Here is a 24,248-nt window from a genome sequence, read left to right as displayed (position 1 = left end):
AAAAAATATAGCCACTGCTGTTTGCAGCGACATTTATAATATCATCTTATTCAAAAACTGTCAATACATTTTTTATTTTATTTCAAAAAGCTTTACTCTTTCTTCTCTACCGCTTTCTTATCTCATCCATAATTCATTCGCAATTCCCGGCACGGGATCCGACTTCATGCTGATTTGCACTATTCTTTTTCGAATCCCCGTACCTCAGGAAAATTTTTAAACCTAGATAATCAAACGATTCCCAAGCTTTTCAGACTAAAACAGATTTTTTACCGCCGGATAGATATTTTTAAATTTCTGATATCTTTCCTCGTATTTTTCTACAAGTTCCTTTTCCGGCTCTACGGTATCGACAGTCTTCACAAATTGCTTTGTCGCTGTTTCAACATCCGGATATTCCCCACACCCGACCGCTGCAAGCATGGCAGCTCCAAGCGCCGGTCCTTCTTCACTCTCTATCACTTCTACTTTTATGTTCATGACATTTGCAATAATCTTTTTCCAAAGTGGACTTTTTGCACCTCCACCGCAGATTTTCGTTCTCGCAATATTTATGCCAAGACTTCTCGCAACCTCAAGAGAGTCTCTTAATCCAAATGCCACTCCTTCTAAAACTGCCTGTGTCATTTCTTCCCGTGTTGTGTCCATAGACATTCCGATAAAAGCAGCCCGGACTTTTGGATCATTATGCGGAGATCTTTCTCCCATTAAATATGGAAGATAGAATACGTTATTCTCACCAAGTTTTGTAATACCTGCCTGTTCGTTTACAAAATCTGTTGTTTTCAATATTTCTTCTGACCACCACTTATTGCAGGATGCTGCACTTAGCATACATCCCATCAGATGATAGTTTCCATCTGCATGTGCAAAAGAATGAAGTGCATTATTTTCATCTACTTTAAATTTTTTACTGGAAATAAAAATCGTTCCGGAAGTTCCAAGAGAAATATTACACATTCCCTCTCCTACTGTGCCTGTACCCACCGCTGCCGCCGCATTGTCTCCGGCTCCTGCAATCACTTTTACCTCTTCCGTCATTCCAAGTTCCTCTGCAATATTCTTCTTTAAGGATCCTACGACCTCATAGCTTTCATATAGCTTCGGAAGCTGTTCTTCTGTAATACTGCATATCTCAAGCATTTCTTTTGACCAGCATTTATTTTTCACATCCATCAAAAGCATACCGGAAGCATCCGATACATCTGTACAAAATGTTCCGCACAATCGATAAGCAAGATAATCTTTTGGAAGCATGATTTTTTTAATTTTCTGAAAACGTTCCGGTTCATGACGTTTCATCCAAAGAATCTTTGGAGCCGTAAAACCGGCAAACGCAATATTGGCAGTATACTTCGAAAGTGTTTCTTTTCCGACTACTGTATTTAAATACTCTGTTTCTTCTCCCGTACGACCATCATTCCACAAAATCGCCGGTCTTATTACATTATCTTCTTCATCCAGGACAACCAATCCATGCATCTGTCCACCAAAACTGATTCCTGCAATTTGCGATTTATCACATTCTGCAGTCAGCTCTTTCAGGCCGTTCATAGATTGTTCGAACCAATCTTCCGGATTTTGTTCTGACCATCCAGGGTGCGGGAAAAACAAAGGATATTCTTTTGAAACTATTTTTTTAATTTCTCCGTTTCCATCCATCAGAAGCAGCTTCACAGCCGATGTCCCTAAATCGATACCTATGTATAACATATTTGTTTCCTCCAACTACCTTCCTGTTAACTTACCACACATTCATTACGGCTCAGTAAACGAACATAAAAATTCTGCAATCACTTCAATACAGCCTTCTACATCTTTCATATCCGCAATTTCTCCCGGTGTATGCATGTTGCGCAGTGGAACTGCTGTAAATACTACCGGTACCCCTTGATTGGAAAAATGAATCTCATCTGCATCCGTATAGCTTCTTGCACTTGCCGCCTCACGCTGTGTATGAATGCCGATGCGTTCTGCACATTCCTGCATTTTTTTATTCAACCGTTTGGATGCTAACGGACTATTGCAAAGAGATGGACCCCCTCCAAGAACAACATCTCCCGCTACTGCCGGATTTGGGAACCTGCTATAATCCGTACAATTCGTAACGTCTACAACGACGGCTGCTGTCGGCTGAATCCGTGTACTAGACCAATATGCCCCGTTTTTAACCGTCTCTTCGCCAACCGTCGCTGCTGCATAAACTCCTATCTCACAGCCTCTCTCCCTCGCTCTTTTTAATGCCTCCATAATTACAAAAACACCAATTCGATCATCGAATGCCCGCGCTGACAGTCTGCCATTTGCAAGTTCCCTTACTCCTGCATCCAATACAACCGTATCTCCAAGCGATACATATGCTTCCGCATCTTTTTTCGAAGTAGCACCGATGTCAATCAAAAAGTCAGAAGCTTTTAAATTATCTTGTTTAAACAATTCCCTGCTGCACTCTACAACACCATACACAATCCCCTTTTGCGTATGAATCCGAACTTTCTGTCCCGGATAATTCTGATGAATGATACCTCCACGCTCAATCGCCTGAATTCTGCCTTCCTCTGTAATCCTCGTGACAAGAAGACCAATTTCATCTGCATGTGCAGACAGCATGACTCTAACCGGACTTTCCGGATTTAAAATACAGATTACATCTCCCATTTCATCTGTCCATATCTCATCTGAAAAGGACTGCATGTGAGATTTTACTACTTCTTGTCCACACTCCTCACAGCCAGATACCGATATCTGCTCTAATAGTTTATCCAAAAATTCCCTATCCATCTTCTACACCTCTAATTGCTTTTACTTTTTATTGTTTGGCGCTATTTTGTAATACTGTGCCCGAATCCTTTCTAATGCTTCCTGTAGATAACTCCTTGACGTTGCAATATTGATCCTTATGAAAGAATCAGTATGCTTCCCATATCTGCTGCCCATATAAACAGATACCTTTGCATCTTCGATAAAAAACTTTTCTAACTCCTCCGGACTGATCTGAAGCTTTTCTGTTTGCACCCATGCCATATAAGTACCCTCTGATGGGATCACTTCCAGTTCCGGCATATTCTTTTCAAGATATTTTTTCAAAAACTCATAATTCTCATCCAGATATGCATTGACCTGTTCTATCCATTCATCACATTGCGTATAAGCCGCTTCCATAATACCTGCAGCAAAAATATTCGGATTATGAAGTCCCCAACGATCCATGGTTTCTTTCATCCGCTCCCTGATTCCTTGATCCGGAATCAATAAGTTCGACAAAATAACTCCCGGTACGTTAAATGTCTTTGTAATCGAATTACACACAATCATCCGTCCCTGAAGATCCTCTTGAAAGTGCAGGCACGACACAAATTTATGCCCTTTTTTCACAAAGTCTTCATGTATTTCATCCGATATCAAAAGCAGATCATATTCCTTACAAATATCAACTACTTCCTGCAGCTCCTCGATTTCCCAGACTCTCCCCGTTGGATTATGTGGATTACATAAAAGCATGATTTTTGCACAGACACCTTGCGCTTTCTTCTCGTCCAGATTTCTTCTCAATTGCTGAAAATCCATTTTATATCTACCGTTCTCCAACACAAGAGGACTTTCAATCATAACACGGTTATATTTCTCAACTGCATTTTGAAGCGCTGTGTAAGCCGGAGTATGAAGAACAATCCCATCTCCCTCATTTGTAAAAGTTTCCACTGCCATATTCAACGCCATATTAATTCTCGGAGAAAATACAACCCATTCGGTCTTAGTTTCTTGTTCATAACGACGCTTCATCCATTGAGAAACCAGTTCTTCATAATTCTCTGGCCAAATAGTATATCCAAACACACCTTTCTCAACAATGTTCTGCATTGCCTCTATGATTGGCTTTGGGGAGCGGTAGTCCATATCTGCCACTCCTAAATGCATCACGTCCGAGCCAAACAACGCATCCATCTCATCAAATTTTGCGCTGTTTGTATTTCTTCTGTCTATTTGTTCATCAAAATCATATTTCATAGATTATCCCTTTACTGCACCAGCCATTGAACTTTCCAAAATCTTCTTTGAACAGAACATAAATAAAAGAAGAATTGGAATAACTGATAGTGTTACTCCTAAATATATAACACCATAGTCCGTCTTGTATACCCCTTGCATCTGCTGTACCAAAATAGGAAGTGTAAATTTCTCCTGCGAGAACAAAAGAATAGACGGCTGAACAAATGAGTTCCAACATCCTACAAATGTGAAAATTGCCTGTGTAGCTACACCCGGAATAATTACCGGGAAAATAATTTTATTGAAAATTTTAAATTCATTGCAGCCATCAATCCTCGCACTTTCCATAAGTTCATTCGGAACATACGCATCTATATACTGACGGATCCAATATACCATAACCGGAGTTGCAAAACTCGGCATAATAATAGAAAGATAACTATCCAGCAATCCTAATCCATTCATCTCCTGGAAATATCCGATGATACCAAGCTGTCCTGGCAGCATCATCGTTGCAAGTACAATCCAGAACAAAACTTTGTTTCCGCGGAATTTATATTTTGCAAATCCATATGCCGTTAAAGCTCCAATATATGTAGAGATCAATGTATAAGTAACCGAAATAAAAATACTGTTCGCAAGTCCTCTCCAGATATTTACATTGTCTTGTAATCGTTTATAATTATCCATCAAATGGCTTCCTGGAAGCATTTGAAAAGATGTTGCTAAGGCTGCATTATCATGAGTACATCCAATAATCATATTATAAAATGGTACTATACTTATAATAGCCAGAAAAATCAAAACGATATAGGTCAAAATCCTGCCGATTTTTGCGTGGTTTTCTTTTTTTGCTTTCACACTCATTTAATACTGCTCCTTCTTTCCTGTTGTATACTTCATAAAGATAATAGAAAATACAATAATAATCACAAATAATCCATAAGAAATAGCTGCACCGTATCCATAATCTAAATTTGTAAATGCAATATTGTACATATACATAACCATCGTCAACAAGGATCCTTTCGTTCCTCCCATTTGACCGCCGAATGTATATGGAAGGTCAAATATTTGCAGACCACCTATGATGGAAGTTACAAATGCGAAGGTCATGATCGGTCGCATAAGCGGAAGAACAATTTTAAAGAAGGTTTGAACCTTTGTTGCCCCATCCACCTCTGCTGCCTCAAACAGTTCATAAGAAATACCACGAATTCCTGCTGTGAAGATAATCGTATAATATCCAAAATACTGCCAAAACAGAACAAATGCAACAATCAACTGTGATAAGATCGGACTTCCTTTCCAGTTGATCGGTTCCGAAATAATATGCAAAGAGGTAAGTAACTGGTTCACGCTTCCGACTTTCCAGTCAAAGAGTAAGCTGAATAAAACACCGAGCGAAACTGCTGTGACAAGATTCGGAAAATAGAAAACCGTTTTAAAGAAATTAGATCCTTTTAATCTTCTCTGATTCAATAAAAATGCAAGCACTAATCCGAATACCATCTGTGGTATCATCGAAAGCAGCGCAATGAATATTGTATTCCCGATCGACTTGATAAACATCGGATCATGTAACAATCTGGCATAATTGGCTAATCCAACAAATTGTTGTTCTCCAAATCCATCCCATGTCATAAAGCTTAATTTAAACGTATAAAGAATCGGATACAGCGTAAACCCCAGGAACACAATAATATATGGGGCAATAAAGAAATATCCTGCATTATTTTTATCTATTTTGTTTCGTTTTTTCTTTGTTTTTGCGGACACTTTTTTGTAATCCTCCTTCCGACTAAAAAAGCTGCTTCGCGTTGTACTCTTCCCGAATACCTCCACGAAGCAGCTATGTTGCTAAAAATTAATCGATTTCGATTTCCGGATAAATATTTTTCATTTCTTCTTTAAAGCCTTCTACTGCTTCTTCCGGTGTTGTCTGTCCTGTAGCTATCAGATCCATCTGTGCAGTTGCACTTGCCCATGCCTGACGGTCATATTTTGTCATCGGATCTCCTTTTACATTTTTTGCTGTTTCATAGAAATCTGCAAAATACTGCTGATCTCCTGTAACGATATCTGTATGTCCCTCTTCAATACATCTTTCAATTGCCGGGATATATCCTGGGAAATCTCCCCATGTGTTTGCAAGACCGTTTACAAGGTAATCTTCGTTGGATGTCATAGTTTTAATCCAAGCCCATGCAGCATCTTTATTTTCTGATTTCGAATACATTCCATACCATGTTCCACCATTCTGGTAAGGAATTGGAGCCTGCATATATCCCCATGTATTAGCAGCTTTGTCCATTTCGTCTGCCGGAATACCTGGTTTAATACAGAAGTTTAATCCCCAAGTTGGAAGACATGTTAAAATAAACATATCTTTTGAATACATTCCGGATGTCCAGCCTGCTGACCACATATCAGCTTCTGCATCTACTTTATTTTTTACAACAGTATCCATCATTTCGTACATCTCAAGCATATACTCATCATCAATGATGTGGTTGTTTTCATCTACCCATGCCTGTCCTTTGTAAGATGCATAGAGCTGTAATACAGATTCCACGTCATCTAATAAAGCAATTTTTCCACCTGATTTTTCATAAACCTGTTTACCCGTTTCAACAATTTTGTCCCAGCTTGATAACATCTCATATAATTCCTGTGGATCATCGGTTCCAAGATATTCTTTTGCTAATGCTTTTTTGTACCAGAATCCGCCCGGTGTTGACTGCCATGAAAGACCTTTTACATTTCCTTCCCCATCTCTTGACAACTCATCTACATATGGGATCATGTCTTTCGAAATCGCATCTGCTCCGTACTGTTCCTGGCTTAAGTTCTCAAGCATATCGGAATCTTTATAAACACCAAAGTCTGAAATTTCAAAAGTTGCTACATCCGGTGCATTTGTTCCTGTACGGAACGCATTTTGAAGTTTTGTCCGGTATTCTTTGGACGGCATAACTGTTACATTTACCTTAACGCCCGGTACAATTTTATTGAACTCCTCCACATAGAAATTCATCTCGTCCTGGCTTAAGTTTGTCCAAACGTTGATTTCTCCTTCTGTCTTTGTTACATCCTCAGTGATTTTCTGTTTCTCAGGTGCTTTCCCATTCGCAGATTTTTTCTCACTTCCACCCCCGCAACCTGTAAGTACTGTCGATGCTGCTAAGGTTGCAGCAAGAACTCTCGCAAGTCTCTTTTTCATTTTTGTTTCCTCCTTTTGTGGATTTCCTGTTTCTTATATTTTAAATTATAGCAATCTTTTTTGTGCATCACTAGCAGACTTTCAACCTCTCAATGTCACTTTCTTGTTATTTTGCATATAAAACACATTTGTATATCTACTTTTTTATGCACATCAACGAGATTGTCAATAAAATATCATATTCGCACATATATTTCTTGGAATATCCAAAGAACAAAACCTCTCTCGCAAGCATGTTTTATCGTATAAGATTCCAAAGCAATCTCCTACGAACATAAAAAAGTTGCCCATACGCAAAAAGTATAGGCAACTTATCGATTCACTTATTTATCCCCATGGATTTTCAGTAGGATATCTCACACCTTTTGGCTGATTGTATCCGATCTCTTCTACTGGAACTCCAATATATTTGAATACTTCAAATAATACTTTTCCATGTTTTCCAAACGCAACTGCTCCGTGATGCGGGAAGTTTTTCTCAATCAACACATGGCGATAGAATCTTCCCATCTCCGGAATCGCAAAAATACCAATCGAACCGAATGATCTTGTAGCAACCGGAAGAACTTCTCCCTGTGCAATGTATGCACGCAGCTTACAATCTGCTGTACTTTGGAGTCTGAAGAATGTGATATCGCCCGGAACAATATCTCCTTCCAAAGTTCCCTGTGTCACTTCTTCCGGAAGCGATCTTGCCATGATCAGCTGATATTTCATCTCGCAGAAAGAAAGTTTTTTGCTTGCAGTGTTTCCGCAGTGGAATCCCATAAATGTGTCTTTATGTGTATAATCAAATTTTCCTTCAATATCCTCCCGATAGAGATCTGCCGGAACATTGTTATTGATATCCAGTAAGGTTACGATGTCATTACTTACTACTGTACCAATAAACTCACTCAAAGCTCCATAAATATCTACCTCACAAGATACCGGAATTCCCTGCGCTGTAAGACGGCTGTTCACATAGCAAGGCACAAATCCGAACTGAGTCTGGAATGCAGGCCAGCATTTTCCTGCAATGGCAACATATTCTCTGTACCCTTTATGCTCCTCTACCCAATCTTTTAACGTCAACTCATACTGTGCTAATTTTCTAAGAATCTCTGGTTTTTTATTTCCTGCACCAAGTTCCTCTTCCATTTCTTTTACAATTTCCGAAATTCTCTCGTCATCTGCGTGTTTATTAAATGCTTCGAAGAGATCCAGCTCAGAGTTTTCTTCAATCTCAACCCCTAAATTGTAAAGTTGCTGAATCGGGGCATTACAAGCTAAAAAGTTTAACGGACGCGGACCAAAGCTGATAATCTTTAAACTATGCAGTCCAATAATCGCTTTTGCGATCGGAGCAAATTCATGGATCATATCTGCACATTCTTCTGCGGTTCCAACCGGATATTCTGGAATATATACTTTGACATTGCGAAGTTTCAGATTGTAGCTTGCATTCAACATTCCACAATATGCATCACCACGTCCCTGAATCAAATTGTCTCCTCTTTCTTCTGCAGCTGCAACAAACATTTTTGGTCCGTCAAAATGCTTTGCAAGTAAAGTTTCAGAAATTTCCGGTCCAAAGTTTCCAAGGTATACAACCAATGCATTACATCCTGCTTTCTTGACATCCTCTAAAGCCTGAACCATGTGAATTTCACTTTCCACGATGCAAATCGGGCATTCATAGATTTCTGCTTCTCCATATTTTTCAACATAAGCTTTGATAAGTGCTTCTCGTCTTGTAACAGATAAACTTTCCGGAAAACAATCCCGACTTACTGCTACCACACCAATCTTAAGTTTTGGCATATTATTCATTTTTTCTCCTCCTGATTTACTCCAACGTAATATTCAGACCTTTGAGTCCATTAAAAGCTCCTTCAATCTTTGCATCTTCGTGAGCGATTAACCATTTGTTTTTTGCGACCATCAATTTTTCTTCACCCTCACCGGATGTTTCAAAAGTAAGCTCTGTGTTCGTATCCTTTGGAAGTACGATCACACAACGAAATCCCTGATCTTCCACGTTACACGGTGCATAGTGAAGCGTCGTTGCATATAATTCTACCGCAGTTCCTGCCGGTACATAAAAAGCTTCTACCCGTTCCGTGTCATATGTAAAGTCGTCCTCTATATCCTGCTGACAGCCAAGCAACAGAATCAGATTATCCACCGCCACATCCACTTCTGAGCAACGATGATATTCCAGTGCATTCAATGACTTATTATGTCCGTTGCAATATCCTATCTGAATATCTAAGCCGCCGTATATACTATTTTTCAATTTCTGTGCTACATCCGATTTTTCCAAACATTCCATTGATGGTACATAAATAACATCCTCCGGAACTTGTGTAGCATTCATTTTTTCTAACAGATCCGAGAAATCTAAATTACTTATCACTTTCCCGTATTTTTTAAAAGATTCATCCGTTACCTTTTTCATTTTTAAGCTTCTCCCCCTCTTTTGAAAATTTTTCTATATTTTAACAAGTTTTTTTATTCTATTCAACCAATATATTGCCTTTTTAATGTCACTTTCTTGTCATTTTTCCACAATAACCTCTTTATGACTTGCAACATAAAAAAGCGTATGCGAAACACTTCTTTCCGATTTCATTCGGAAGCAGCTGTCTCTGCATACACTTCTTTTAGTTTTTCTCTTTTCTAAAATCACTTGGTAATCTTCCATACTTTTTACGAAATGCATTTGCAAAGGCTTTGCTATTGGCAAACCCATGATTCAATGCAATATCGCTAATCATGTGATCCGTCTCCATTAACTCCTTACTGGCACGCTCCAATCTCACATTTTGTACATAATCCCTATAATTAATCTTTGCATACTTTTGAAACATCTTCGACAAATACGTTGGAGAATATCCGAAGATTTCTGCCAGACTCTCCAGCGACAATTCTTTTTGATAATTCTTTTTGATATAATCTGTAATTTCCGTAAGCCGACTTAGTTTCTGATAACTCTTAACCGCCTCAGGACTAATATCTATATCTCTATATTCCGTAACGAGTGTGTAAAGCAATTCATAAAAATAGCTTTGTACTCGAAATTCATATCCGCATTCTTTTTTCACATAGGTATCATACATTTTATGCATCAGCTTCATTAATTCCTGATTGCGGACGCGCGGCTCATGCGAAAAAGAAATAAATTGTTCATTTGTATAGTATTTTTTAAAAACGACAAGTGGAATCTGAATCACAACTGTTACATTCGGCTTTGGCGAAAAAATCGAATGCACTTCGTTGGAGTTTACTAAAAGGAATTCCCCCGCATTCATTTTATACTCTTCTTCATTCAAAAAGAAGCGTAAACTACCTTCAAAAATTGCAAAAATCTCTATTGAGCGATGCCAATGTTTTCCCCTAACATAGTTTCCATTTTTCCCTTCAAATAGAAACATTTTAAAACTCAAATCCTCATTTGGCAAAATAATCTCATGACTATATCCCATCCCATCTCATCTCTTCCTCTTTTTAAATATGTTTTCTATTTCTGTTATCGAAGTCCTTCTTGCTTAAAGCAGCATTTCTCTTAAAATCACATTCGCTCTGTATAATTCTGACAGGAATCTACTTGACTGTATCTGTCGGAAACACTCCGCTCCCAACGGAGTACCTCCAAACAAAGTAAGCACCAAAAAGAACATCCACACAAAAATGACTCCTAGAAAAAACCCAAGTGCCGCTCCTGCCCATCGGTTCAATCCATGCAGGATCGGAATCTTTGTGATCACATCCAATGTAAACAAAGTCATCCTCACCACGATTGTAAGGAAAACAAATGTCGTCAAAAAAGCGATTACATTGATCACAGTCCTCGTAATATAACTGCTGATATAATCTGCAAATCGTTCCGCTCCGAGTATCCCATAAATTTCCCGGTTATTGTTTTCCAAAAGGATCTGCTTGAAAAATTCTGGAAGTCCTGCCTGTTCGATTGTCTGAATCTGCTCTTGAAGGGAAACATCTTCCTTTTCTGCAATCTCCGCCGGTGCAAAAATCTCCATGCAATTTTTCTCTATCACCTCATCCACAGACGTCCACTTCATGATTGCTTCCCCGACATGTGGCGTAAGAATGCTCACCAGTATCACCGTAAAAATTGTCGCAGCAAAAGAAACACAAAGCCTGAAAAACCCTTTTCGATAGCCATTGCAGATACTGATCGCAAAAATTGCCATAACAATGACTGCCATCCAGTTTGTCTGATCCATTGCTCTTTTCCCCTTCTATTTTACCAGACGAACTTTCTGGATTCCGTTGATATTCATGACCGTATAAGTGTTGATTCCCCCCACCGGAACTATATCGAGAATCTTATCTTGAAATTGTCCGGCAAACCGCTTCACACCATTCGCAGTGTAGATACAGCAATTTACACCGTCATACATCATCACCGTTTCTCCGACCATCTTTACATGTGCATAATCCCCTTGAAACTTTTTGGACATCGTCCGCTGTCCTTTTTGATTATAAAGACAGATTTCATATCCCTTTTTGTCCTTTGCCTTTAAAACAAAACCGATATACTTCTCTGTATGATATACACTCTTGATCTCTGTATCAAATTTTACTTCTTTTTTCAATTTAGGCTTGTCTGTTCCCTCATAAATATAAAACCCAGACTCCCCGACCAGCACAGACGTCTCATCATCCATAAAAAAAGCACTTGGAACAATCTGACCCGTATAGCTTTCTCCGGCAACCTGATTATTTTTCTCTTCTCTTCCCGCATCCCCAAAGTTGTAATACACCACGTTGGAAGCAAGCGCTCCGCTTTGTACATGTAAATAGGACACGATCAAGGTTGTCCCATCATTGGAAAGTGCGATTTCCACTGGATAACCGTCTTTTGCTGCTGATACTTTATTTTCTACGAGAATATTTCCCGTCGAGTCATAACACATCACCTTCGGAGAAACTTCATCTTTTAACACTGCTGCCACAATTCCATTCGTGGAAATAGACAACTTTTCGATTGGCTGCGTCGTCTCAATCTCTCCTTTGATCCCTTCATGGTCGATTACAATGATACTGTTTCCGCCACTGTCTCCGATTGCTGCAACCTCATGATTGATCTCAATGATCGGATTCTTGATCTGATAAGAGTGATTCCATATTTCTTTTCCTTTTTGATCAATCAGTGTCATTCCGTCTTTTGTATATTTTAAAACGGAATCCCCGAACATCTTATAGCTTCCATCTGCCGAACTGTCTCCTTTGTATGTACGAATCACTCGTGTATTTTCATATGTGCGGTACTCCAAAAGCAGATAAGATCCAAAAATGATCATAAATCCCAGAAATGCTGCCGTAATAATTCTTTTCCACCTCATTAATTTATGCTTTCTGATCTTTTCTTTCAGATTTTGCATCGACTCTGACAAATGTAATTCTTTATTGATTTTATCAGTCATAGTTTTCCCCTTTGTTTTTCGGGATCTAATCGTTATCCCGCTGTTTTACTTATATTCGCGTACATTATATCACACTTTTTCTTTCTGGTGTGTTTTTAATTTTCTTTTTCTGATTACGGAAGAAGCAGTTTTTGTCCTACATAGATAAAGTCATTTTCTTTCAAACCATTGATCTTACAGATAGATGCAATATTTTCATCCGTACCATAAACTTTTCTGCTGATAGACAAAAGCGTGTCCCCTTTCCGCACAACATAAATATCTCCCTGGCTTCCCTCCTCAAGTTCCTCCGCAGCTCCTTCTTTCCAGTCAGATGCTTCCTGTTTTGTTTTTTCTTCTGTGGTCTTTTCTCCACTTTTTGCTGCAGCATCTTCTTTGTTGATTTCTTTTTTCTCTACTGCGTGCTCCTCCAGCTCCTTTTTTAATCCAACGGAAGGCGTCCGATCTACGCTGACTCTTTTTGCTTCCTGTTCCGCTTGTGCAGATTCTGCGAGTGCTTCCAGCGATTTTTGTACCGACTGAATCTTGTCATAATTATTCATCATCGTTATCCCCATCACCAGCATGACTAAGATCAAAAACGAACTGGCGATACGCATAAAATGAATTGACTGTTTTTGATCTTCTAACTCCCCCTTCGTACGAATCAGGTTGCGAAAACTTTTTGCAGCCCTGTCCTCCACCGACTCACTGATCGTAAGTCCATTTTTTCTGCGCGATGCAATCATATAATTCTGCATCGCAGGATTTTTCTCATAGTAAATATAATATCCACTCACCTTCATCAGATCATTGAATTTATTCACATAAAAATAATCTTCTTTCTCCCGCAAATCCCGCATAACAAATATAGAATACGTATTTGGAAAAGCATTCTCGTGTGTCCGTATCACCTCGTCATTGATCTCAGCCGGAATTCCCGGGGCACTTACAAACCATCCTACGATCGTTGCATTTCCAAAATAACGCTTGCAGTCTTCGTATGCATTTTTCCATGTTTCTTCCGTAATCTGAAATGTATTTCCGTCCCGTTTCAGTTCATACATCTGGATCGCTCCTGTGATGTATATGTAATCCGGATGCTCCTTGTCTTCCATCTCTCCTATTAAAAATGCTCCCCGAATTTCCTCTGTCTGATCCGAAATTTGCCCGAAAAATGTATCTACATAATCTTCTACATAGATTTTAGGACCGCCGGATATGTTCCCAATCTGTCTTACATTTCTAGGAATCTCTCTTTCCATCTTTACTCACCTCTCTGCGTATTTTCTTTAGCATAGCACACAAAGCCGACTGAATTTATCACTTGTTGTCGAGAGGTCGCTGGAATATTTCGACAAAAAGCGGAAGGAATCGTACAAACATTGTACTTTCCCTTCCGCGTTCTTTTTCTGCTCTACTTTTATTGATATGATCCGAGCATTACCTGTTTTCGTTGCTTAGGCTTTCTCTGACTCGTCTCACACGCTCCACAATATTTATCTGTCAAAGTGGTAATGAAACCTTCCGCTGTCCGTGGCACTCTGAAAAATGTCACAGGCCACATATGCCGATAAATAATATCCTTCTCAATCTCATTGAGATCAAAAAACTTACTTGCATTTTTCAATGCTGTTCTCGGGTGTGTCAATCCGTGAAACCGATCACCCGTCTTTTTTCTGTGTGTGTGCCAGTCATACAAAAACAAGTCATGAAGCATTGCGCCTCTCGCTGCAGATCTTGCATCCAAACCAAGAAACTTACACCACTGATAATTATAATACGCAACATGCAGACAATGTTCGTAGCAGTTGCTGTTACCGTGATGGGGATACAATTTCATGCGAAGTACCACCGGATGTGTCGCGATATCACGGATGCTCTCACAAAACTCATCCTGCCACTCCTTACGCACATGGAGGACTTTACGCTTCCAACTTTTATATCTCTTACTCTTTCTGATCATAGTCTCTGCTCTTATGATACAAATGCTTTTACTTTTTTGTAAATGCTGTCCGCATCCAGTTCATATTTCTTGATCAGTTCTAATGCCGGTCCGGATTCTCCAAACACATCATTCACTCCGATCTTCAGCACTTTCACCGGATAATTTTCTGACAGCACGTCACATACAGCACTTCCAAGTCCGCCAATCACAGAATGTTCTTCTACTGTAACAACCTTCCCTGTTTCTTTTGCAGATTCGATCACTAATTTCTCATCCAGCGGTTTGATCGTATGGATATTGATTACTTTTGCACTGATTCCGTCTGCTTCTAATTTCTTTGCAGCTTCCAACGATTCAGATACTTCCAACCCGGTTGCGATGATTGTCACATCTGTTCCTTCACGCAATACAATTCCTTTTCCAAGTTCAAACTTGTATTCTGGATTATCGTTGATCACCGGAACTGCAAGTCTTCCAAAGCGAAGATATACCGGTCCCTCATGTTCATACGCTGCTTTCACTGCCGCTTTTGCCTCTACATCATCTGAAGGGTTGATCACAACCATTCCCGGAATCGTTCTCATCAACGCAATATCTTCGTTACACTGATGTGTCGCTCCATCTTCTCCTACAGAGATTCCGGCATGCGTTGCCCCAATCTTCACATTTAACTTCGGGTATCCGACAGAGTTTCTCACCTGTTCAAATGCACGTCCTGCTGCAAACATCGCAAACGAGCTTGCAAACGGAACCTTTCCTGTCGTAGCAAGTCCTGCTGCAACCCCGATCATATTTCCTTCTGCGATTCCACAGTCAATATGACGCTCCGGAAATTCCTTCTGAAACATCGCTGTCTTTGTAGCACCTGCAAGGTCTGCATCCAGCACAACCAGATTTTCGTGAAGCTTTCCTAATTCTACCAATGCCTTTCCATAGCTCTCTCTTGTCGCAATTCTCTTTACATCTGACATAATGCTTCACCTACCTTCTCTAAATCTGCCATTGCCACTGCATACTGTTCTTCATTTGGAGCTGCTCCATGCCAAGAAGCTTCATTTTCCATGAAAGAAACATCTTTTCCTTTGATCGTCTTCGCGATGATCGCTGTCGGTTTTCCTTTTACTTCTTTTGCTTCTTTAAATGCCGCTGCGATCTCGTCAAAGTTATGTCCGTCAATATTGATCACATGGAAGTTAAATGCATCAAACTTCTTGTCGATTGGGTATGGAGAATTGACATCTGCAATATTTCCATCGATCTGAAGTCCATTGTTGTCTACGATCACAACTAAATTATCTAATTTTCTATGTCCTGCAAGCATGGCTGCTTCCCACACCTGCCCTTCCTGGATCTCTCCGTCTCCAAGAAGTGTGTATACACGATAATCATCTCCGGAAAGCTTTGCTCCGATCGCCATTCCAACTGCTGCTGAGATTCCCTGTCCGAGAGATCCGCTTGACATATCTACACCAGGAATGTGCTTCATGTCCGGATGTCCCTGGAGATAAGATCCCACGTGACGAAGTGTTGTCAGATCTTCTACCGGGAAGAATCCTCTGTTTGCAAGTGTCGCATAATATCCCGGTGCTGTGTGACCTTTCGATAAGACAAAACGGTCTCTGTCTGCTTTTTTCGGATCTGCCGGGTCAACATTCATCTCTTCAAAGAAAAGATATGTATAGATATCTGCTGCGGATAATGATCCGCCCGGATGTCCTGATTTCGCATGGTAAACCGCCGTCACAGCGCCCTTGCGGATTTCATTCGCCATTTTCATTAATTCTAATTTATTCATTAGACTGCCTCCACATTTTGTTTTCCTACTCAATTATATCTGCTGCTTTCTCTTTATGCAAGCCGTTTATTCCCCGAACACAGCCCGGTAATCTGCCTGGAATTTTTCGATTCCCTGGTCTGTCAGAGGATGGTGTATCATTTTTTCGATCACTGCATATGGCACTGTCGCAATATCAGCTCCTGCCAGCGCACAATCCGTAACATGGATTGGATTGCGGACACTCGCTGCGATAATCTCGGTGTCAATACCAGAAACGGCAAAGATCTCTGCCACTTCTGTGATCAGATCCACGCCTCGCACAGAGATATCATCCAGTCTTCCGAGGAACGGAGATACATAAGCTGCACCGGCTCTCGCCGCCAGCAGCGCCTGATTCGCAGTGAAGATCAATGTGACATTGACTTTGATCCCTTCGGACGAAAGCACCTTACATGCCTTTAACCCTTCCGCCGTCATCGGAATCTTCACAACCATATTCGGATGGATCTTCGCAATCTTTCTGCCTTCCTCGATCATTCCTTCTGCATCTGTGGTCGTGGCCTTTACTTCCCCGCTGATCGGTCCGTCTACAATCGATGCAATCTCTGCGATCACATCTTCAAAAGCACGCCCTGCCTTTGCAATTAAAGATGGGTTTGTAGTTACTCCGCAGATGACACCCATGTCATTTGCTTTCTTGATTTCTTCCACTTTTGCTGTGTCAATAAAAAATTTCATACCCGTTTCCTCCTTGCATATTTGATTCTGTTTCCTCCTGCAGTATCTCATACAAATGCATCTTCACGTTTACAGCTGTGTTCTTCCTTCCAATGCACGCAGAAGTGTCACTTCATCGATGTACTCCAGATCTCCTCCTACCGGTACCCCGCTTGCGATACGGCTCACTTTAATTCCGGTCGGCTTGATCAGTTTACTGAGGTACATCGCTGTTGTCTCTCCTTCCAAGCTGGAATTCGTGGCGATGATCACCTCATCGACATCCCCCTGAAGCCGTTCCATCAGTTCCTTTAATTTAATATCTCCCGGTCCGATCCCAAGCATCGGAGAAATCGCACCGTGAAGAACATGATAGACTCCGTTATATTTTCCTGTCTTCTCATAAGCCGCCAGATCTCTGGTCGTCTCCACGACCATGATTGTCCTCTGATCTCGCTTATTACTTCCGCAGATCGGGCAAAGTTCCTTGTCTGTCAATGTACAGCACTGCGCGCAGTACCTTACATTATTTCTCGCCTCCACCAACGTAGATGCCAGCCGCTCCACCTGATCCTTCGGCATATTAATAATATGAAAAGCCAGCCTCCCGGCTGACTTTGCACCAATTCCCGGAAGTCTTGACAGCTCTTCGATCAATTTACTGATCTGACTGCTGTAATAGTCCATATCCTCCGCTCCTTCTTACACTAAAATGGAAGTCCCGGCATTCCTCCGCCAAGACCGCCTGTCAATTTTGACATTGCTGATGCTGATTCTGCCTCCACTTTACGGAGCGCCTCATTTGTTGCAGCAACGATCAGATCCTCTAACATCTCGATATCATCAGGATCTACCACTTCTTCCTGTAATTTCACTTTCAGGACTTCTCTTGTACCGGAAACAGTCACTTCTACAGCTCCTCCGCCTGCTGTTGCTGTAAATTCTTTCGACTCCATTTCCTTTGCCTGTTCTTCCATCTGGCGCTGCATCTTCTGCGCCTGCTTCATTAAATTCGCCATGTTTCCCGGCATTCCTCCGCCCGGAAATCCTCCACGTTTTGCCATAATCATATCCTCCTTAATCTTCGACCGTAATTTCCATATGAATCACATCTTCTATATCCACAAAACTATCCTCGAACCTTCTTCCATCGTCTACCTGACGGACATCGAGCGTCACTGTCTTGCCGATTCTATTTTCAATCAGAGCTTCCAGCTCCTTCTTATGTTCTTCTGTCCCCACAACATTTGCAGAAATCTCATCCGGCAGTACAACTAACAGCCGGTCATCTCCACCGAGACTTAGTTTCGCATACTTCAGATAATTGCGCAGCATCGGCGATGCCTCATTGGCAATTCCCCGGAAGTTCTGCACCACTTCCCGCACGTCATCCGGAATCGCTTTCTCAAGCTTCGGGCGCTCAACAGGCCCCGCCTGCTTCTCCTCCTGCACGTAGACAACTCTCTGCTCTCCCTGCGTCGAAAAATCTGCTTTCTCCACCTTCTCTTCCACTGCACGGATCCGATCGAGCAGGCTATCCTGCGTCGTCTCCATTGCCGGTGTACAGAGCTTGATCAATGTCACCTCCAGAAGCACTCTCTTCTGTGTGGCGTATTTGATCTGATTAGACAAATCTGAGAAAATACGGATATACCGAAACAGCATATCACTTTCAATCATCTTTGCCTCTTCCTTCAACTGAATTAAGTTCTCTGTGGAAACATCCAGAACATCTTCCATATTATCAGAACTTTTCACAAGAAGCAAGTTCCTTAAATACCATGTAAAATCTGCCACGAGCTGTGTCAGTTCTCTTCCCTGCATGACCAGTTCCTCTACCGTCTGAAGAACCCCTGCCACATCCCGCGCCATGACCTGTCTAAGCATCCTGCTGAAAATATCTGTGTCCACTGCGCCAAGTACTTCCAGCACATCATCATACTTCAATTTCTGTCCGAGATAGAATGCGATACACTGGTCGAGGAGACTTAGCGCATCACGCATAGAACCGTCCGCTGCCTTCGCAATATAGCGGATTGCTTTCTCTTCTACTTCCACATGCTCTGTCTCCATCAGCTGACTCATTCTCGCCGCGATCGTATCGATCGTGATCCGCTTAAAGTCATACCGTTGACATCTGGACAAAATCGTAATAGGTATCTTGTGTACTTCTGTTGTAGCCAAAATAAAGATTACATACTCCGGCGGCTCCTCCAGTGTCTTTAGCAGTGCATTGAACGCACCGATGGAAAGCATATGCACCTCATCGATGATATATACCTTATACTTTCCTTCCGTTGGACGATATGCGACTTCCTCACGAATCTCACGGATATTGTCGACACCATTGTTCGATGCCGCATCGATCTCTATCACATTCATCGATGTCCCTTCTGCAATCTTCTGACACATCGCGCATTGCCCGCACGGGCTTCCGTCTACTGGATGCTCACAGTTTACGGCCTTCGCAAAAATCTTCGCCACACTCGTCTTTCCAGTTCCTCTTGTCCCACAGAAAAGATAAGCATGTCCGATCCGCTCTGCCTTTATCTGATTCTTCAATGTCTGTACGATATGATCCTGCCCCTTTACATCCTCAAATCCACCCGGGCGAAACTTTCTGTACAATGCTGTATATGACATATTTTTCTCTCCTTATCTTCCTGCTGGTGTTTCATTCTTCTATATTCCGGAAAACAATCTACAGTTCCCTTTTGTATTTCCTGTAACCTCTGCTATTTATCACCGAAACTGATTCCTGTAATCTTCGCCTCCTGGACAATGCCGGAATCCGGCTGCACCGTCTTCAGCTTTCCTGCCACTTCCTTCAGCGGCACTTTTGTCGTCTCCCCGTTGCGGATTCCGATCATATAACCATACTGTTCTGTCATGATCAATTCCGCTGCCGCTGCTCCGAGTCTTGTCGCAAGCACTCTGTCATATGGGCAAGGAGAGCCTCCCCTCTGCGTATGTCCCGGCACTGTAATCCGGATTTCCTGACCCGTACGTTCTTTTAATTCCTCTGCCACCTCGTAAGCGATGGACGGATACTTACGATTTCTTAATTTCTCTTTGTATTCCTTCTTAGAAAGCTTTGCATCCTTTTTGGAAATGGCACCTTCTGCTACCGCAAGGATTGTAAAATGCTTTCCTGCCTCTGTCCTTCTCCGGATTGCTTCTGCCACAACCTCGATATCATATGGAATCTCCGGAATCAGGATAATATCCGCTCCTCCTGCAATTCCTGCATGAAGCGTCACCCAGCCAACTTTGTGACCCATCACCTCGACAATGAAGATTCTGCTGTGGGATGTAGCAGTTGTATGAATACAGTCGATGGTATTTGTCGCAATGTCTACCGCACTCTGGAATCCGAACGTCATATCCGTTCCCCACAGATCATTATCGATCGTCTTTGGAAGTGTAATGATATTCAGCCCTTCCTCCCTCAGAAGATTCGCCGTCTTATGCGTCCCGTTTCCTCCAAGGATCACAAGGCAATTTAAGTTCAGCTTATGGTAAGTGTGCTTCATCGCTTCCACTTTATCCAGTCCCTTCTCATCCGGAACCCGCATGAGTTTAAATGGCTGTCTCGATGTCCCAAGGATCGTTCCACCCATCGTGAGGATCCCCGAAAAATCTTTCGGAGTCAACATCTCAAAATTAGCATAGATCAATCCTTTATAACCTTCTTTGAAGCCATAAATCTCCACATCCTTGATCTTTGAACAAATACCCTTTACCACACCACGCATCGCCGCGTTCAGTGCCTGGCAATCGCCACCGCTTGTCAACATTCCTATTCTTAACATACAAGCCCTTCCTTTCTATGGAAATATTTCCCATCCCTTCCGATTCACAGTCACTATTTCTCAACAAATATAGTATATCTTATTTTTCAGGTGCTAACAACAAAAAAATGCGGTATACTATATGAAGTACAAATCATCTGTTACTATTTTAAACCATTGCAAGGCAGAAAGGAAAAGACTGTATTTTTCCCTTTTTTCTTTGCCTGACAATGTACATTATTTTATAAAAAGGAGTCTTACATCATGGAAAGAAATGAATTATGCTGGTGCGGCAGTGGCAAAAAGTATAAACGCTGCCATATGGCGATGGAAGAAAAAATGCAGCAACTGAGGGAAGCCGGACACATTGTCCCGGGAAGAGAACTGTTAAAGACACCCGCTCAGATTGAAGCAATCAAAAAAAGTGCCGAATTAAACACCGCTGTGCTTGACCACGTTGCCAAACACATCCACGCAGGCATAAGCACAGAGGACATCGATGTACTCGTACACGATTTCACCGTTTCCCACGGTGGCATTCCGGCTCCGCTTGGCTATGAAGGATTCCCGAAAAGTGTATGCACTTCTCTGAACAATGAGATCTGTCACGGAATCCCGGATAAAAATATCATCCTTCAGGAAGGAGATATCATCAATGTCGATGTCTCTACAATCCTTGACGGTTACTTTTCAGACGCGTCCAGAATGTTTAAAATCGGAACCGTCAGCGAACGTGCCGAACGGATTGTACGCGTAACTGAAGAATGTGTAGAACTTGGCTTAAAAGCGGCAAAACCTTGGGGACACCTCGGAGATATTGCCGATGCAATCTACACGCACGCACAGAAAAACGGGTATTCTGTCGTAGAAGATATCGGCGGACATGGAATCGGACTGGAGTTCCACGAAGAACCCTTTGTTTCCTATGTAACCCCAAAGGGATCTGAGATGGTCCTTGTTCCGGGTATGATGTTTACAATCGAACCGATGCTCAATGAAGGAAGCCCTGATTTCTTCGTCGATGAGGATAATGACTGGACGGTCTACACGATTGACGATGGACTTTCCGCACAGATTGAATATATGGTGCTCGTCACAGAGACTGGAATCGAAGTGCTGACAAAATAACAAGCAGCTGTTTTACAAGTTTTTAACACAATACATACGACAAACTTAACATACAATACTTACACTTTATCATTGTAATTTCAAAGGAGGAATTGCCATGCCTGCAGCTTATGCACACTACACATTTGGAAAAAAAGTCCTTGCAAATATAGAAAATCCGGATATTCGGCGTATCATCACAGAACACCGTGCACTTTTTGACATCGGACTCCACGGTCCTGACATTTTATTCTTTTACAGACCGCTAAAGAGCAATCCAGTCAGCAAAGCCGGGCACTTGATGCACGCAGAAATTGCTGCTCCTTTCTTCCGACAGGCAAGACGTGTCATCAACCGGAGTAATAACAGAGAAGCATCCATCGCTTATATTCTCGGATTTATCTGCCACTACTCTCTCGACAGCGAATGCCACGGATATATCGGAGAGATGACAGAAACTGGAATCTCTCATACGGAAATTGAGACTGAATTTGACCGGAGTATTCTTCTCCACTGTCAGAAAGATCCCATCACAACAAAGACACTTTCTCACATCCAGGTAAGCAAAGAAATTTCTAACTGCATTGCACAGTTTTTCCCTGCAATTTCTGAGAAAGAAATGTTCGAAGCATTAAAATCATTCCGCTTTTATAACAACTTCCTGATCAGCCCTTGCAAAGTGCGCCGCGCAGTGATCAATGCTGCCTTTCGGCTCAGTGGAAGTTATGAGGAACTTCATGGTCTTGTGATGAACTTTCATCGCAATCCGGATTGCGCACCGATCTGCCGCAGACTCAGCCACCTGTATATCGAGGCAATTCCGGTAGGTGTCCGCCTGACCGAAAGCTTTTACAATGCACTTTCTACCGGAGAGCCGCTGGAAGAGCGGTTTGACAGAAACTTTGAATAACAATTTAACAAAGGAGAGTCCCCTATGGACAAGAATCAACTGACAAAACTGGAAAAATACTGGATCCTCTATGATATCGGAAATTCTGCATTTGTCCTTCTGGTATCAACGATCATCCCAATCTATTTCAAAAACATTGCATCTGCCAACGGAATTTCCCTTTCGGACTCCACCGCCTACTACGGATACGCTGTGTCTCTTTCGACACTGATCGTTGCAGTCATAGGTCCTGTACTCGGCACGATCGCAGATACAAAAGGCTACAAGAAACCACTTTTTACCTTCTCCATGATGGTCGGTGTCATTGGCTGTGCTGCTCTTGCTCTGCCGTCCTCCTGGATCTTCTTTCTGGCTGTTTTCGTAGTTGCCAAAGTTGGATTTGCTTCCAGTCTCATTTTTTACGATGCGATGTTATCAGATGTCACTACTGATGACCGGATGGATAACCTCTCCTCTCTCGGCTATGCATGGGGCTATCTCGGAAGCTGTGTTCCATTTATCGCAAGCCTTATCCTTGTGCTGTTCGCAGAGCCGATCGGACTGTCGACTGCTGCGGCAACTGCAATTGCATTCCTTTTAAATGCTGTATGGTGGCTGGTCGTGACGCTGCCGCTTTTAAAAAATTATAAACAGATTTACTATATTGAACCTGTACGCTCCCCGATCAAGAGCAGCTTTCAGCGCTTCGGAAATATCTTCAAAGAATTGCGCGAGAATAAAACCGTCTTTTATTTCCTTCTCGCCTTTTTCTTCTATATTGATGGAGTGTATACGATCATTGAGATGGCAACCTCTTACGGAAAAGATGTAGGAATTGACGACAACAGCCTGCTTCTGGCTTTGCTCCTTACTCAGATTGTTGCCTTTCCATTTTCGATCCTGTTCGGAAAACTGACGAAAAAATATCGCACGACAGATCTGATCTCTATATCGATCGTAGGTTATATCGGAATCGCTGCCTTCGCCCTGCAGCTGGATAAAACATGGGAATTCTGGTTCCTTGCTGTACTCGTAGCAGTCTTCCAAGGGGCAATTCAGGCACTCTCCAGATCTCATTTTGCCCGGATCATTCCGAAGAACAAATCGAGCGAATACTTCGGAATCTATGATATTTTCGGTAAAGGTGCATCCTTCCTCGGCACAATGTTGATGGGAATCACAACCCAGCTTGCCGACAACTCCAAAGTCGGTGTCGCCGTAATTGGAGGAATGCTCGTACTCGGATTTATGATCTTCCACTTTAAGTGCAGGAACGTTGAGACAAAATACTCTTAAAGCGTCTCATGACCCAACAACAGAAAAAGCAAATATAAAAAGAAAAGGGATTGCCGATAAAAATTATCATTATTATCGAAAATCCCTTTTCCTTTTGCT

23 protein-coding genes are annotated in these 24,248 nt (G+C 41.7%); 3 read left to right on the top strand and 20 right to left on the bottom strand.

Going from position 1 to position 24,248, the window contains the following annotated elements; translation table 11 throughout:
* Window positions 1–255: 255 nt before the first annotated feature.
* From xylB to ACGG81_RS00655, 20 genes are all read right to left on the bottom strand, one after another.
* Entirely contained in the window at window positions 256–1,713 is a 1,458-nt protein-coding gene (gene xylB, locus ACGG81_RS00750; RefSeq protein ID WP_320852427.1) for a xylulokinase, read from the bottom strand.
* A gap of 45 nt (window positions 1,714–1,758) precedes the next feature.
* A complete protein-coding gene (locus ACGG81_RS00745; RefSeq protein ID WP_390109049.1) occupies window positions 1,759–2,781 on the bottom strand; it encodes a M20/M25/M40 family metallo-hydrolase in 1,023 nt (340 codons plus the stop codon).
* A 21-nt stretch (window positions 2,782–2,802) separates the two neighbouring features.
* Window positions 2,803–4,008 carry a MalY/PatB family protein gene (locus tag ACGG81_RS00740; RefSeq protein WP_120092365.1) on the bottom strand — a complete coding sequence of 402 codons (1,206 nt, stop codon included), beginning with the start codon at window positions 4,006–4,008 and terminating at the stop codon, window positions 2,803–2,805.
* Window positions 4,009–4,011: 3 nt separating this feature from the next.
* A complete protein-coding gene (locus ACGG81_RS00735) occupies window positions 4,012–4,857 on the bottom strand; it encodes a carbohydrate ABC transporter permease (protein ID WP_009263717.1) in 846 nt (281 codons plus the stop codon).
* Window positions 4,858–5,769: a carbohydrate ABC transporter permease gene (locus ACGG81_RS00730; RefSeq protein WP_117577764.1), complete on the bottom strand. Its 912-nt coding sequence runs from the start codon at window positions 5,767–5,769 to the stop codon at window positions 4,858–4,860.
* Window positions 5,770–5,857: 88 nt separating this feature from the next.
* Window positions 5,858–7,213, bottom strand: a complete 1,356-nt coding sequence (locus tag ACGG81_RS00725; RefSeq protein WP_009263718.1) for an ABC transporter substrate-binding protein — start codon at window positions 7,211–7,213, stop codon at window positions 5,858–5,860.
* Window positions 7,214–7,540: 327 nt separating this feature from the next.
* Window positions 7,541–9,025 carry an L-fucose/L-arabinose isomerase family protein gene (locus ACGG81_RS00720; RefSeq protein ID WP_336304525.1) on the bottom strand — a complete coding sequence of 495 codons (1,485 nt, stop codon included), beginning with the start codon at window positions 9,023–9,025 and terminating at the stop codon, window positions 7,541–7,543.
* A 16-nt stretch (window positions 9,026–9,041) separates the two neighbouring features.
* On the bottom strand, window positions 9,042–9,653 hold the full coding sequence (locus ACGG81_RS00715) for a DUF4867 family protein (RefSeq protein WP_120092368.1): 612 nt from the start codon (window positions 9,651–9,653) through the stop codon (window positions 9,042–9,044).
* A 205-nt stretch (window positions 9,654–9,858) separates the two neighbouring features.
* Entirely contained in the window at window positions 9,859–10,680 is an 822-nt protein-coding gene (locus tag ACGG81_RS00710) for a helix-turn-helix domain-containing protein (protein WP_016439884.1), read from the bottom strand.
* A gap of 63 nt (window positions 10,681–10,743) precedes the next feature.
* Window positions 10,744–11,442: a CvpA family protein gene (locus ACGG81_RS00705; RefSeq protein WP_009263722.1), complete on the bottom strand. Its 699-nt coding sequence runs from the start codon at window positions 11,440–11,442 to the stop codon at window positions 10,744–10,746.
* A gap of 15 nt (window positions 11,443–11,457) precedes the next feature.
* Window positions 11,458–12,645, bottom strand: coding sequence for a DUF5711 family protein (locus ACGG81_RS00700; protein WP_009263723.1), 1,188 nt, complete (start codon window positions 12,643–12,645; stop codon window positions 11,458–11,460).
* Between the two features lie 113 nt (window positions 12,646–12,758).
* The gene (locus ACGG81_RS00695) at window positions 12,759–13,889 is read right to left on the bottom strand and encodes a LysM peptidoglycan-binding domain-containing protein (RefSeq protein WP_390109042.1); all 1,131 of its coding nucleotides are present in this window, start codon (window positions 13,887–13,889) and stop codon (window positions 12,759–12,761) included.
* Between the two features lie 158 nt (window positions 13,890–14,047).
* Window positions 14,048–14,590 (bottom strand): HDIG domain-containing metalloprotein, encoded by a 543-nt coding sequence (locus ACGG81_RS00690; RefSeq protein WP_009263725.1) that lies wholly within the window; start codon window positions 14,588–14,590, stop codon window positions 14,048–14,050.
* A gap of 11 nt (window positions 14,591–14,601) precedes the next feature.
* Complete coding sequence (locus ACGG81_RS00685) at window positions 14,602–15,543, bottom strand: transketolase family protein (protein WP_008977551.1); 942 nt, start codon at window positions 15,541–15,543, stop codon at window positions 14,602–14,604.
* Entirely contained in the window at window positions 15,531–16,367 is an 837-nt protein-coding gene (locus ACGG81_RS00680; protein ID WP_008977552.1) for a transketolase, read from the bottom strand. Before ACGG81_RS00680 ends, ACGG81_RS00685 begins: the two co-directional genes overlap by 13 nt.
* A gap of 66 nt (window positions 16,368–16,433) precedes the next feature.
* Window positions 16,434–17,087 (bottom strand): fructose-6-phosphate aldolase, encoded by a 654-nt coding sequence (gene fsa / locus ACGG81_RS00675; protein WP_008977553.1) that lies wholly within the window; start codon window positions 17,085–17,087, stop codon window positions 16,434–16,436.
* Window positions 17,088–17,156: 69 nt separating this feature from the next.
* Window positions 17,157–17,753 (bottom strand): recombination mediator RecR, encoded by a 597-nt coding sequence (gene recR, locus ACGG81_RS00670; protein ID WP_008977554.1) that lies wholly within the window; start codon window positions 17,751–17,753, stop codon window positions 17,157–17,159.
* 20 nt (window positions 17,754–17,773) lie between these two features.
* Complete coding sequence (locus ACGG81_RS00665) at window positions 17,774–18,130, bottom strand: YbaB/EbfC family nucleoid-associated protein (RefSeq protein WP_009263727.1); 357 nt, start codon at window positions 18,128–18,130, stop codon at window positions 17,774–17,776.
* 13 nt (window positions 18,131–18,143) lie between these two features.
* Window positions 18,144–19,709, bottom strand: coding sequence for a DNA polymerase III subunit gamma/tau (gene dnaX, locus ACGG81_RS00660; protein WP_009263728.1), 1,566 nt, complete (start codon window positions 19,707–19,709; stop codon window positions 18,144–18,146).
* A gap of 92 nt (window positions 19,710–19,801) precedes the next feature.
* Window positions 19,802–20,878 carry a 6-phosphofructokinase gene (locus tag ACGG81_RS00655; protein WP_117577768.1) on the bottom strand — a complete coding sequence of 359 codons (1,077 nt, stop codon included), beginning with the start codon at window positions 20,876–20,878 and terminating at the stop codon, window positions 19,802–19,804.
* Between the two features lie 243 nt (window positions 20,879–21,121).
* Here ACGG81_RS00655 and ACGG81_RS00650 point away from each other — a divergent pair, with 243 nt between their 5' ends.
* The 3 genes from ACGG81_RS00650 to ACGG81_RS00640 all read left to right on the top strand — a co-directional run bounded on the left by ACGG81_RS00650 (window position 21,122) and on the right by ACGG81_RS00640 (window position 24,149).
* A complete protein-coding gene (locus ACGG81_RS00650) occupies window positions 21,122–21,985 on the top strand; it encodes a methionyl aminopeptidase (RefSeq protein ID WP_009263730.1) in 864 nt (287 codons plus the stop codon).
* Window positions 21,986–22,082: 97 nt separating this feature from the next.
* On the top strand, window positions 22,083–22,874 hold the full coding sequence (locus ACGG81_RS00645; protein ID WP_009263731.1) for a zinc dependent phospholipase C family protein: 792 nt from the start codon (window positions 22,083–22,085) through the stop codon (window positions 22,872–22,874).
* 24 nt (window positions 22,875–22,898) lie between these two features.
* Window positions 22,899–24,149 (top strand): MFS transporter, encoded by a 1,251-nt coding sequence (locus tag ACGG81_RS00640; RefSeq protein WP_120105699.1) that lies wholly within the window; start codon window positions 22,899–22,901, stop codon window positions 24,147–24,149.
* Window positions 24,150–24,248 lie beyond the last annotated feature (99 nt).

Origin of the sequence: Faecalimonas umbilicata (assembly GCF_042846195.1) — a bacterium.
GTDB lineage: Bacteria > Bacillota > Clostridia > Lachnospirales > Lachnospiraceae > Faecalimonas > Faecalimonas umbilicata.
This window is presented reverse-complemented; position numbering and strand designations above follow the sequence as displayed.